The sequence below is a fragment of the Streptomyces sp. NPDC091282 genome (assembly GCF_044757385.1).
Classification (GTDB): domain Bacteria; phylum Actinomycetota; class Actinomycetes; order Streptomycetales; family Streptomycetaceae; genus Streptomyces; species Streptomyces gramineus.
This window is the reverse complement of the sequence record NZ_JBIVUX010000006.1, coordinates 63,248-75,339: the sequence shown is the minus strand read 5'-3', so window position 1 is coordinate 75,339 and position 12,092 is coordinate 63,248. Positions and strand designations below refer to the sequence as shown.

At 74.9% G+C, this 12,092-nt stretch carries 10 protein-coding genes; 4 read left to right on the top strand and 6 right to left on the bottom strand.

The window, feature by feature from the left end; genetic code table 11:
• The first annotated feature begins 72 nt into the window (after positions 1-72).
• A complete protein-coding gene (locus tag ACIQOE_RS27485; protein WP_351321410.1) occupies positions 73-327 on the top strand; it encodes a hypothetical protein in 255 nt (84 codons plus the stop codon).
• Here ACIQOE_RS27485 and ACIQOE_RS27480 read toward each other — a convergent pair.
• On the bottom strand, positions 300-929 hold the full coding sequence (locus tag ACIQOE_RS27480) for an HAD family hydrolase (protein WP_362644849.1): 630 nt from the start codon (positions 927-929) through the stop codon (positions 300-302). The genes ACIQOE_RS27485 and ACIQOE_RS27480 overlap by 28 nt on opposite strands.
• 228 nt (positions 930-1,157) lie before the next feature.
• Positions 1,158-2,087 (bottom strand): hypothetical protein, encoded by a 930-nt coding sequence (locus ACIQOE_RS27475; protein ID WP_401414321.1) that lies wholly within the window; start codon positions 2,085-2,087, stop codon positions 1,158-1,160.
• 232 nt (positions 2,088-2,319) lie between these two features.
• Here ACIQOE_RS27475 and ACIQOE_RS27470 point away from each other — a divergent pair, with 232 nt between their 5' ends.
• On the top strand, positions 2,320-4,869 hold the full coding sequence (locus ACIQOE_RS27470; protein WP_401414319.1) for a helicase-associated domain-containing protein: 2,550 nt from the start codon (positions 2,320-2,322) through the stop codon (positions 4,867-4,869).
• Between the two features lie 6 nt (positions 4,870-4,875).
• Here the strand turns inward: ACIQOE_RS27470 and ACIQOE_RS27465 are convergent, their stop codons facing one another.
• Positions 4,876-5,412, bottom strand: a complete 537-nt coding sequence (locus ACIQOE_RS27465; protein ID WP_365575089.1) for a hypothetical protein — start codon at positions 5,410-5,412, stop codon at positions 4,876-4,878.
• A gap of 335 nt (positions 5,413-5,747) precedes the next feature.
• Here ACIQOE_RS27465 and ACIQOE_RS27460 point away from each other — a divergent pair, with 335 nt between their 5' ends.
• On the top strand, positions 5,748-7,418 hold the full coding sequence (locus ACIQOE_RS27460) for a DNA repair helicase XPB (RefSeq protein WP_365575092.1): 1,671 nt from the start codon (positions 5,748-5,750) through the stop codon (positions 7,416-7,418).
• Here the strand turns inward: ACIQOE_RS27460 and ACIQOE_RS27455 are convergent.
• The gene (locus ACIQOE_RS27455) at positions 7,349-8,596 is read right to left on the bottom strand and encodes a glycosyltransferase 87 family protein (protein ID WP_401414316.1); all 1,248 of its coding nucleotides are present in this window, start codon (positions 8,594-8,596) and stop codon (positions 7,349-7,351) included. The genes ACIQOE_RS27460 and ACIQOE_RS27455 overlap by 70 nt on opposite strands.
• Positions 8,597-8,614: 18 nt before the next feature.
• A complete protein-coding gene (locus tag ACIQOE_RS27450) occupies positions 8,615-8,800 on the bottom strand; it encodes a hypothetical protein (protein WP_351321422.1) in 186 nt (61 codons plus the stop codon).
• A 462-nt stretch (positions 8,801-9,262) separates the two neighbouring features.
• On the opposite strand from ACIQOE_RS27450, the gene ACIQOE_RS27445 reads away from it, so the two are divergent.
• Positions 9,263-11,341, top strand: a complete 2,079-nt coding sequence (locus tag ACIQOE_RS27445; RefSeq protein ID WP_401414314.1) for a HelD family protein — start codon at positions 9,263-9,265, stop codon at positions 11,339-11,341.
• A 57-nt stretch (positions 11,342-11,398) separates the two neighbouring features.
• Here the strand turns inward: ACIQOE_RS27445 and ACIQOE_RS27440 are convergent, their stop codons facing one another.
• Entirely contained in the window at positions 11,399-12,091 is a 693-nt protein-coding gene (locus ACIQOE_RS27440) for a copper homeostasis protein CutC (protein WP_365559302.1), read from the bottom strand.
• Position 12,092: the final 1 nt, after the last annotated feature.

Sequence of the window (12,092 nt, the reverse complement as noted above, 5' to 3'; positions counted from 1 at the left end):
GGCTAATGGTCTTCGGGCGCGTGACAAGACGTCGCCCGGTTGTTCCTCCGGGCAGGGAACTACCCTGGTCGAGTGCGTGACAAAACCCAAGCGAATTCCGCCGGGCCCGGTGACCGACTGATCCGCGCCGGTGCCGTGCTCTTCTTCATCGGTACGGTGGCCACTCTCGTCACCGTGATACCGCTGTTCCTCGGCGCGAAGCCTTTTCCGACCTACATGTACCTGTTGAGCATGCTCATGGGCGTCGGTTTCCTGGTCGCCGGCGCCGGAGTGCTCCAGTCGATCACGGCGGGGCGCCGTCAGGCCCGGGAGGTGTCCTCCCGGTAGGCCGCCAGCCAGGCCGGGAGTTCGGTGAGGTCCCCGAGCACCACGTCGGCGCCCGCCGCGAGCAGTTCGTCCGCGTCGCACGGCCCGGTGGCCACGGCGACGGACAGCGCTCCGGCGGTACGTGCCCCGCGCACGTCGCCGACGTGGTCCCCGACGTACACGCTCGCGCCGTGCTCACGCAGCGCGGCGGCCTTCTGCTCGGCCCAGAGGTCGCCGACCACCGCGTCCGGCACCATGCCGAGATGGCTGAGGTGCAGCTTCGCGTTGGGCTCGTACTTCGCGGTGACCACGACGGCCCTGCCGCCCGCGCCCCGCACCGCCGCGATCGCCTCCCGGGCGCCGGGCATGGCGGGCGTCGCGGCGATGGCTATCTCCGGGTACATCGCCCGGTACAGCTCGCTCATCTCCGCGACCCGCTCGGCGGGGAACCAGTTGACCAGTTCCTCGGCGAGCGGCGGCCCCAGCCGGGTGATCGCGAGATCGGCGTCGATGTAGGTCCCCGTCCGCTCGGCCAGCGCCGTGTAGCAGGCGTGGATCCCGGGCCGGGAGTCGATGAGGGTCATGTCGAGATCGAACCCGACGGTGAGGGCGCGAGAAGTCATATCGACCATTGTGCCGGGGGCCCGAAAAACACCGGGTTCCGGTCACGGGCCGCGGGGTCGGTGGACCGGTGCGGGCCGGTGGGGGCCGTTCGCGCAGTTCCCCGCGCCCCCAAAAAAGGTGGGCTCACTGGTCCGACCCAAAGGGGCGCGGGGAACTGCGCGACAAGCCCCCACCGGCCCGCGGCCGACCGACGACCCGACCCAACTCAACCCGGCCCGGCCCGACCGTCACCGCTTCCGCTGCGACCGCCACACCAGATACAGCGCCGACGCCACGGCAGCCCCCCGCACCACCCACGGCCACGTCTCACCCACCGCATCGCTCATGTGCCCCTGCGCCACCGGCTCGCCCCAGCGGCCGGCACTGCGGCCCCACAGCCAGACCAGTCCCGCCGTGACGGACAGCCCCGGCACCCACAGCACGGCCAGCTTGGTCTCCGCCGGGGTGAGCCGGCGGGAGCCGTAGGCGATCAGCCAGCCGAGGAGCAGCGCGAACCAGTTGCCGAGGACCGCGCCCACGACCAGCGCCGCCGCGGCGAGCAGCAGCAGCGGGTTGCTCCAGCCGACCGCCGGCCTCGGCACGACCCGCAGCCGGCGGCGGACCGGCGCCACGACCTCCTCGGCCTCCTCGACCGCCTCGGTCCGCGGGACCGGCCCGGCCGCCGCGTCCTCCGCCTCGTCCGTGCGCGGCCGCGGCTTCCTCAGCAGCTCCGGGATCTCCACGCCGCCCACGAACCCCGGCACGCTGTCGCCGTCGCCGAACGGGCTGCTGTCCACCCGCCACCAGTCGCGGGGCGGCGGGCCGTCCTCCGGTTCGGCGGGCCGCGGCCGCGGTACGACACGGCGCAGGTCCTCGCTCCCGGCGGGCGCCCCGGCCTCCCGCTGGACGGGAACGGCGGGCGCCTGCGGTGACGGCGCGCCGGTCTCCGCCGTCCCTCCGGCCGCCTCGACGACCTCGTCGGGCGAGCCCAGCCGGTCCAGGATGCGCCGGACCGCGGCGGGGCTGTCGACGGCCGCCTTCGCCCGGTGCCGGTCGATCTCGTTGCGCAGCCCCGACACCAGCCGCATCCGGTCGGCCGACGACAACTGGCGCTGGTGCGCGATGTCCCCGACCCGGCTCAGATACTCGTAGACGACCTGATCGCTCTCGATCCCCACGAAGTCCCCTCCGGGGCCGCTGCCTTGAATGACCCTGCGCAACGACGGTAGCGCAGGTCACCCGTCATGTCGGCCCGCACGTCCGCGGGCAACGCCGCTCCGGCCGGGGGTGGTTGCCGCACCCGGCCGACCGGACCGCCGTCCGCCGCCCGGGGTGACGGGTGCACGACGAGCGGGTCGGGAACCGCCGGGTGATCCCGGTCCCCGTCCCGCACCCGCTACCGTGGGTCGGATGAGCAACCCGGCCACCCCGCCGCGCTCCCTCGCGGAGGCGCTTCGCGCCAGGGACGACGCCTCCCTGGCCGTCCTGCTGCGCGCCCGCCCCGACCTCATCACCCCCGTCCCCACCGACCTCACCCAGCTGGCCACCCGGGCCGGCACCCGCGCCTCGGTGCTGCGGGCCCTGGAACGCCTGGACCGCTTCGCCCTGCAGACCGCGGAGGCGCTGGCGGTGGCCGGCGACCCGGCGGCCTACGCCGAACTGCTCGGTCTGATGGCCGGCGACGCCGGGGACCCGCCGGTCGCCGCCGCCCTGCCGCGCGCCCTCGGCACGCTCCGCGACCAGGCGCTGGTGTGGGGCGACGACGACCGGCTGCGGCTGGTGCGGACCGCGCGCGAGGTGCTCGCCCCGTCTCCGCAGTACCCCTCGCCGACCGGGCTGGGTCCGAGCGTGCGGGAGGCCGCCGCGGGCATGTCACCGGGCCGCATCCAGGAGATCGTCACCACCGCCGGGCTGCCCTCGACCCACGACGCGGTCTCCGCGGTGACCGCGCTCGGCAAGCTCTTCGGCCACCGCAAGAAGATGGCGAAGCTGCTCGGCGGCGCCCCCGCCGAGTCCCTCGACGTCCTCTCCCGGCTGGTCTGGGGCCCGCCGTACGGTCAGGTCACCCCGGAGCCCGCCGCCCATCTGCGCTGGCTCCTGGACCGCGGCCTGCTGCTGCCGACCGCGCCGGGCACGGTCGTCCTCCCCCGCGAGGTCGCCCTGCACCTGCGGGAGGGCCGCGCGCACCGCGAGCCCGAGCCGGTGCCGCCGGTGGTCGAGCCGACCGCGACGCACCGTCCACAGGTTGTGGACACCACGGCGGCCGGACAGGCGTACACCGCGCTGGCCACCGTCGAGGACCTCCTCAAGGACTGGGACGAGGGCGGCCCCGCTGTGCTGCGGGCCGGCGGCCTGAGCGTCCGGGACCTGAAGCGCACGGCCGTGGCGCTGGACCTGCCCGAGCCGGTCGCGGCCTTCTGGGTCGAGCTGGCGTACGCGGCCGGGCTGCTCGCCTCCGACGGCGAGGCCGACGAACGGTACGCGGCCACCCCCGCCTACGACGAGTGGCTGGACCGCCCGCCGGCCGAACGCTGGGCCCTGCTCGCCCAGGCCTGGCTGACCGCGACCCGCGCCTCCGGTCTGGTCGGCGGCCGGGACGCCAAGGACCGCGCGCTGTCCGCACTCGGTCCCGGCCTCGACCGCTCGGCCGCGCCCGAGGTACGGCACCGGGTGCTGACGCTGCTGGCCGGGCTCCCGGAGGGCACCGCTCCCGCCGCCGCCTCGGTGCTGGCCCGGCTGCGCTGGGAGCGGCCGCTGCGCGGACCGCAGCAGCAGGGCGAGGACCTGCGCGGGCGGCTGGCCCGCTGGACCCTGTCGGAGGCCGAACTGCTCGGCGTGACGGGACGCGGGGCGCTGTCGGCGCACGGCAGGGTGCTGCTGGGCGCGCCGCCGGCGGAGGCCGAGCAGGAACCGGAGCCGCACCGGTCCGCCGGTCCCGGTGACAACGGTCCCGGCGACAAGCTGCCCGTGCACCACCACCGTCCCGCCGCCCTCGAACCGCTCCCGCCGCCCGAGCAGGCGGTCGCCGCCGCGGCCGCGGGCCGTCTGCTGGCCCCGCTGCTGCCCGAGCCGCTCGACCACGTCCTGCTCCAGGCCGACCTGACCGCGGTCGCCCCCGGCCCGCTGCGACGCCCGCTCGCCGACGCGCTGGGCGTGCTCGCCGACGTCGAGTCCAAGGGCGGCGCGACCGTCTACCGCTTCACGCCCGCCTCGGTCCGCCGCGCCCTGGACGCCGGCCGCACCGCGACCGACCTGCACGCCTTCCTCACCGCGCACTCCCGCACGCCGGTCCCGCAGCCGCTCGCCTACCTGGTCGACGACGTGGCCCGCAGGCACGGCCATCTGCGGGTGGGCGCGGCCTCGGCGTACGTCCGCTGCGACGACGACACCGTCCTGAACGAGATCATGGCCGACAAGCGGGCTGCCGCCCTGGGCCTGCGCCGCCTGGCCCCGACCGTGCTCGCCACCCAGGCCGACCCGGCGGGCCTCCTGGAGGGCCTGCGCGCGATGGGCTACGCGCCCGCCGCCGAGTCCGCCGAGGGCGACGTCCTGATCACCCGCGCGCACGCCCACCGCACCCCGCCGCGCTCGGCCCCCGAGCCGGTCCCGGACGGGCCGCCCCCGCCGGACGGCACCCTGCTGGCCGCCGCGATCCGCGCGATCCGCGCCGGAGACCTGGCCGCCACCACCCCGCGCAAGGCGGCCGGCACCGCGGTCCAGGGCGGTGAACTCCCGCGCACCACCGCCGCCGAGACCCTGGCCACCATGCAGGCCGCCGTCCTCACCGGCGGCACCCTGTGGATCGGTTACGTCAACGCCGAGGGCACCGCCAGCCAGCGCGTCATCGCCCCGATCCGGGTCGAGGGCGGCTTCGTCACGGCGTACGACCACACGGCCGACGAGGTGCGCACCTACCCCCTGCACCGGGTGACCGGAGTGGCGGAACTCGCGGAGGACTGAGCGGCCTCAGCAGGAGTCCCGGACCGGGGCGTGCGCGGGCAGGCCGAAGCGGGTGCGGGCCTGGGCCGCCAGCGCGGTGGACGGCATCTCCTCGTCGAGGCGGGACCTCGCGTGCCGGCTGAAGTGACCGGCCGTCCAGGCGGCGTCGTCGTCGGGCGGCTCCTCCTCGGAGACGACGCGGTACCCGCCGTGCGCCGGGTCCCGCTCCAGCCGCACCACCTGCGGGATCCGCGCCCCGGCGCACTCCGCCAGGGCGCCGCCGCGCTCGCCGTACTCCAGGCACAGGGTGTCGATCCCGGCCCGCACCCGGCCCCCGCTCTCCGACAGGTCGAGGACCTCCGCGCGGCAGAACCAGCGCCGCCCGGGACCGGACTCGCCGTCGCCGGGGCCGGCGGCCCGCGCCACGAGCCGGGCCTCGATGGCCGGCCGGACCTCGGCCCACAGACCGGCGTCCACACCGGCGGACCCGTGCGCCCACACCCCCGTCACCACCAGCACCGCCACCGCACCGGCGCCCGGCCCCCAGATTCGTACGGACGTCACCCCACCCCTCCTCACCGGACCACGCGCGCTGCGCGGCTCCCCCCGGGACATGACACCCGAAACGGGCCGAGGGTTGCGTCGCCGGGCGCCCGGGGGGGGGGGACGGCGGGGGCCGGGTCGGGTCGTCGGTCGGCCGCGGGCCGGCGGGGGCCGTTCGCGCAGTTCCCCGCGCCCCCAGGAAGGTGGGCTCGCTGGTCCCACGTGACAAGCCCCCACCGGGCCGCGCTCGCTCTCGGCCCGGAACCCCCGGCCCATGAGGCACACTGGAACTTTGGCCCATGACGATGGCCGCCACGGCGATGGCCGCATGGGCCGAAAGGGAAAGGGTGCCGCGCGTGAATGGTCCGCTGATCGTCCAGTCCGACAAGACGCTGCTCCTGGAAGTCGACCACGAGCGGGCCGACGAATGCCGTCGGGCGATCGCCCCCTTCGCCGAACTGGAGCGGGCGCCGGAGCACATCCACACCTACCGGGTGACCCCGCTGGGCCTGTGGAACGCGCGGGCGGCCGGGCACGACGCCGAGCAGGTCGTCGACGCGCTGGTGGAGTACAGCCGCTACCCGGTGCCGCACGCACTGCTGGTGGACATCGCGGAGACGATGGACCGCTACGGCCGGCTGACGCTCTCCAAGCACCCGGCGCACGGCCTGGTGCTCACCACCACCGACCGTCCGGTCCTGGAGGAGATCCTGCGCTCCAAGCGGATCATCCCGCTGGTCGGCGCCCGGATCGACCCGGACACCGTGGCCGTGCACCCCTCCGAGCGCGGGCAGATCAAGCAGACGCTCCTGAAGCTGGGCTGGCCCGCCGAGGACCTCGCCGGATACGTGGACGGCGAGGCCCATCCGATCGAGCTGGCCGAGGACGGCTGGGCGCTGCGGCCCTACCAGAAGCAGGCCGTGGAGAACTTCTGGCACGGCGGCAGCGGTGTCGTCGTGCTGCCGTGCGGGGCGGGCAAGACGCTGGTCGGCGCGGGGTCCATGGCGCAGGCCAAGTCGACGACGCTGATCCTCGTCACCAACACCGTCTCCGCGCGCCAGTGGAAGCACGAACTGGTCAAGCGGACCAGCCTGACCGAGGACGAGATCGGCGAGTACAGCGGGACGCGGAAGGAGATCCGGCCCGTCACGATCGCCACCTACCAGGTGCTCACCACCCGGCGGAAGGGCGTCTACCCGCACCTGGAACTCTTCGACTCCCGCGACTGGGGTCTGATCGTCTACGACGAGGTCCATCTGCTGCCGGCTCCTGTCTTCAAGTTCACCGCCGACCTGCAGGCGCGCCGGCGGCTGGGGCTGACGGCCACCCTCGTGCGCGAGGACGGCCGGGAATCGGACGTGTTCTCCCTGATCGGGCCCAAGCGCTTCGACGCCCCGTGGAAGGAGATCGAGGCGCAGGGCTACATCGCGCCCGCCGACTGCGTGGAGGTGCGGGTCAACCTCACGGACTCGGAGCGGCTCGCCTACGCCACCGCCGAGGCCGAGGAGAAGTACCGCTTCTGTGCGACCACCGCGACCAAGCGGAAGGTCACGGAGGCGATCGTGAAGCGCTTCGCCGGCCAGCAGATCCTGGTCATCGGCCAGTACATCGACCAGCTCGACGAGCTGGGCGAGCACCTGAACGCCCCCGTCATCAAGGGCGAGACCTCCAACGCCCAGCGCGAGAAGCTCTTCGACGCCTTCCGCGAGGGCGAGATCAGCGTGCTGGTGGTCTCGAAGGTCGCCAACTTCTCCATCGACCTGCCGGAGGCGACGGTCGCCATCCAGGTGTCGGGCACCTTCGGCTCCCGCCAGGAGGAGGCCCAGCGCCTCGGCCGGGTGCTGCGCCCGAAGGCCGACGGCCACCAGGCGCACTTCTACTCCGTCGTCGCCCGCGACACGATCGACCAGGACTTCGCCGCCCACCGGCAGCGGTTCCTGGCGGAGCAGGGCTACGCCTACCGCATCGTCGACGCGGACGAACTCCTCGCGGAGGGCACGGAGGGCGTCGCGGGCACGGAGGGCTGACGCTCCGGCCGGGCGCGGGCGTGCCGCCGCAGGGCCAGCGCCGCGCCCGCCAGCAGCGCCAGGCCCAGCAGCGGGTAGGGCGCGGCGAACGGCTGCTGCCACCAGGGCAGGTGCAGGTCCCGGTCACCCTCGTGCGGCAGCACCCACATCGTGCGGGCGGTGAACACCAGGGCCGTGCAGGCCGCGACGAACGGCCGCCCCTCCGCCCACAGCACCGCGAGCAGCGGCACGCACCACACCCAGTGGTGGGACCAGCTGATCGGGCTGATCAGCAGTGCCGTGAACGCGGTGAGCAGGATGCCCAGGCGCTCGCCGCGCTGTCCGTGGGCTCGGTGGGCTCGGTGGGCGCGGGTCGCCAGCCACAGGCCCGCCGCCGCGAGCACGGCCGCCGGAAGCACCCAGGCCGGGCCCGGTGCCTCCGTGCCCGTCGCCCGCGCGACCAGGCCCTGAAGCGACTGGTTGTCGACGATCCAGGCCTTGCCGACCCGGCCGGTCTCGAACAGGCGCCGCGTCCAGAAGTCCACGGTCGCCGCCGGGAGGAACAGGGCACCGAGCACCGCCGTGGCGGCGAAGGACGCCGCCGCGACGCCCGCCTCCTTTCTGCGCGCGGTGAGGAACAGGTAGGCGATGAAGATCGCCGGGGTGAGCTTGAGGCCCGCCGCGATCCCGAGGGCCACGCCCTTGCCGCGGGCGCCGGGCGGCCGGGTGAGGTCCCAGAGGACCAGGCAGGCGATCAGCAGGTTGATCTGGCCGAAGAGCAGGGTCTGGAAGACCGGCTCCAGCCACAGGGCGAGGGCGGTGGCCGTGCACAGCACGGGGAGGGGTGCCGGGCGGCCGGCCAGGCGGGCGGAGCGGGCGACGAGGCACGCGAGCAGGAGCGCGTTGCCCGCGAGGAACGCCGCTTTCAGGGCCGGGACGGGGATCCACGTCGTCGGGACGAACAGGACCGCCGCGAAGGGCGGGTACGTCGCCGGCAGCCGCCATGGGGTGACCGTGAAGCCGTACAGGTCGCCGCCGTGGACCACGGCCTCGCCCTCGGCCCGGTAGACGAGCAGATCGGCCATCGGGGCGTGCAGCAGGAGGCAGAGGACGGCGAAGGAGGAGAGGGAGACCGCCAGGAGGGAGAGGGGCAGGGTGCGGGAGGGCAGGGGGGAAGACGTCACCGTCCGGTTCGGCACGGAGGTGACCCTATGCCGTCACCTGCGGCGTATGCCCGCTTCCTCGCCGTACTCGCCGAGTATGGCGACGCTGAACGCCGCGCCGACGAAGACCTTGACGGCGCGCAGGGCGTCGCCCAGACGGTGGTGCGGGTGCGGGACGCCGTCCAGGGCGGTGGCGCCCGGTGGCCGGCTCGGGGCTGGATGGATGGTTGCTGCGCTCATGCCTCCATGGTGGAACTTCGGACACGAGTACGGCATCGGTCCAGGGGTCCAATTTCCGGCCCCCGCCGGTCCACCCGCCGATGGACCGCACCCCCCGTCTCCGCCCCACCCCACGAGGGACACGCCCCCTAAGGGACCCGGCCCCCGAGAACCGCACCCTCTCAGGGATCCGGCCCCGGCCCAGGCCTTCGCCCCGGCTCTGGCCTTCACCGCGGCCCCGACCCCGATCCCGGCCCAGACCCCGACCCCGATCCCGGTCCGGGCCGCGCCCGCCCCGCCCCCGCGGCGCGCCCCGCCGTAAATCCATTGGCCTCCCCCGCCCTCACCTCACTACAATCTCCGCTCTTGCCCGCCTCCTTCCCCGGAGTGCCGCCGACCGGACGGAAACCGGCCGGCTGACCGCCACCTGTGCGCCACTCATCCGTGGGCGCCACCCCATCCGCAGGCCTCGGAGGCACTCCCTTGTCCACGCCCGCCCACGACCCCCTCACGGACCCGCACGCGGCAGCCGCCACCGACCCCCTCTCCCGCGAGCGCGCCCACCTCGCCGGGTCCCGGGCCGCCCTGCGGGCCATGCGGGAGGACGTCGAGTCGCTGGACATCCGCGACGTCACCGCGAACTGGGTCAACGCCGAGGTACTGGCCCGCCAGATCGAGGAGCGCATCAAGGCGCTGGCCGACCTCAGCGACACCCCTCTCTTCTTCGGCCGCCTCGACTACCTGCACGCCCCCGGCGCCGACCAGGCCGAGGGCGCGGACGGCGAGCGCTTCTACATCGGCCGCCGGCACGTGCACGACCACGACGGCGACCCGATGGTCATCGACTGGCGGGCGCCGGTCTCGCAGCCGTTCTACCGCGCGTCCAAGAAGGACCCGCTGGACGTCTCGCTGCGCCGCCGCTTCGGGTACACCCGCGGCGACATCACCGCGTACGAGGACGAGCACCTGTCCGACCCCGGCGAGGCGGCCCGGACCAGCAAGCTGCTCCAGCAGGAGATCGAGCGCCCGCGCGTCGGGCCGATGCGGGACATCGTCGCGACCATCCAGCCCGAGCAGGACGAGATCGTGCGCAGCGGGCTCGGCGGCACCGTGTGCGTGCAGGGCGGGCCGGGGACCGGGAAGACCGCCGTCGGCCTGCACCGGGTCGCGTACCTGCTCTACGCCCACCGGGAGCGCCTGGCCCGCACCGGCACCCTGGTCATCGGGCCGAACCGGTCCTTCCTCCACTACATCGAGCAGGTGCTGCCCGCGCTCGGCGAGCTGACGGTCCAGCAGGCCACGGTGGACGACCTGGTGGCGAACGGCGTCGAGGTGCGCGGCACCGACCCCGCGCCCGCCGCGGTGGTCAAGGGCGACGCCCGGATGGCGGAGGTGCTGCGCCGGGCGGTGTACGCGCACGTCACGATGCCCACCGAGCCGGTCGTGGTGGTCCGCGGCTCCCGCCGCTGGCGCGTCCCGGCGTACGAACTGGAGTCCATCGTCCAGGAGTTGCTGGACCGCGGCATCCGGTACGGCGCCGCGCGCGAGGCCCTGCCGCAGCGCATCGCGCACGCCGTCCTGGTCCAGATGGAACGCTCGGGCGAGGCTCCCGACGACCGCGTGCAGGACGCGGTGGCGCGCAACGCGGCGGTGAAGGCGGCCGTCAAACAGGTCTGGCCGCCCGTCGACCCGGCGAAGCTGGTGCTGCGCCTGCTGACGGACGCGGACTTCCTCGCCGTGCACGCGGCGGGCGTCCTCGGCGACGACGAGCAGAAGACGATCCTCTGGGCGAAGCCGGTGCGCGGCGTCAAGGCGGCCAGGTGGTCGGCCGCGGACGCGGTGCTGATCGACGAGGCGACGGATCTCGTGCAGCGGACGCACTCCCTCGGCCACGTGGTCCTGGACGAGGCGCAGGACCTGTCGCCCATGCAGTACCGCGCGGTCGGCCGCCGCTGCACCACGGGCTCGGCGACCGTCCTCGGCGACCTGGCGCAGGGCACCACGCCGTGGGCGACCCGGAGCTGGGACGAGGCGCTGGCCCACCTCGGCAAGTCGGACGGCGTGATCGAGGAGCTGACGGCCGGTTTCCGCGTCCCGACGGACGTCATCGGCTACGCCTCCCGGCTGCTGCCGCACATCGCGCCGGGCCTCGCCCCGGTGGCGTCGGTCCGGGAGAACCCCGGCTTCTTCGCGGTGCGGCCGGCCGCCGGTGCCGCCGAGACCGTGGCGGCCTGCGAGGAGCTGCTGCGCAACGAGGGGTCGACGGGCCTGATCGCGGCGGACGCGCGGGTACCGGCGCTGGCGGACGCCCTGGCGGCGGCGGGCATCGGGTACCTCGCCCCCGGTGAGGAGACGACGGCCGAGACCCGCCTCACCCTGGTGCCGGCGTCGCTGGCGAAGGGCCTGGAGTACGACTACGTGGTGCTGGACGAGCCGCAGGCGGTGGTCGACGGCGAACCCGACGAACGCACCGGCCTGCGCCGCCTCTACGTGGCGCTCACCCGTGCCGTCTCCGGCCTGATCGTGACGCACGCGTCCCCGCTCCCGTCCCAGCTGGACTGACGCGCACGGCCGCCGGACCGCCGGAACCGCCCCGGCGTCCGGCGGGCCCGCTGTCGGTCAGGCCGTGTCGAGGGCCTGACGCCACGCGCGTACCGCCGGTGCCGAGACGGGGCCCTGCCAGCCGTCCGGCCGGGCCGCGCCGCCGATGTGGAAGGCGTCGATGCCGGCCGCCAGCAGGTCGGGCACGTGGTCGAGCCGCAGGCCGCCTCCGACCAGGAGGGTCTGTCCGTATCCCGGTTCGCCGCGGCGCCGTGCCTCGGCGAGCAGGGTGGGCAGGCCTTCGTCCACGCCGGCCGCGGCGCCCGCGGTGAGGTAGGTGTCCAGGCCCGGCAGGTCGGCGAGCTGCTTGCGCAGCGCGTCCCGGTCGGCGGCGCGGTCGATGGCCCGGTGGAAGGTCCAGCGGCAGCCCGCCAGCTCGGCCGTCACGCGCTCCACGGCGGCCAGGTCCACGTCCCCGCCGGTGCCGAGGAACCCGAGCACGAACTGGTCCGCCCCGGCCGCGCGCAGCTCCGCGGCCACCGCGGCCAGGCGGTCGACGTCGCCCGCGGCGAATCCGTCCGTCAGCCTCAGCATCACGCGCAGGTCGATGTCCACGGCGGCCCGGATCGCGGTGAACGTCCCGGGCGACGGGGTCAGCCCGTCGGCCGCCATGTCGGTGACCAGTTCGAGGCGGTCCGCGCCTCCGGCCTGGGCGGCGACCGCGTCCTCGGCGTCGAGGGCGATCACCTCCAGGACTGCACGCGTGCTCATA

Coding starts and splice junctions, on each gene's coding strand:
- ACIQOE_RS27480 (WP_362644849.1), bottom strand. CDS start 929: ATGACTTCTCGCGCCCTCACCGTCGGGTTCGATCTCGACATGACCCTC.
- ACIQOE_RS27470 (WP_401414319.1), top strand. CDS start 2,320: ATGAGCAACCCGGCCACCCCGCCGCGCTCCCTCGCGGAGGCGCTTCGC.
- ACIQOE_RS27450 (WP_351321422.1), bottom strand. CDS start 8,800: ATGAGCGCAGCAACCATCCATCCAGCCCCGAGCCGGCCACCGGGCGCC.
- ACIQOE_RS27440 (WP_365559302.1), bottom strand. CDS start 12,091: ATGAGCACGCGTGCAGTCCTGGAGGTGATCGCCCTCGACGCCGAGGAC.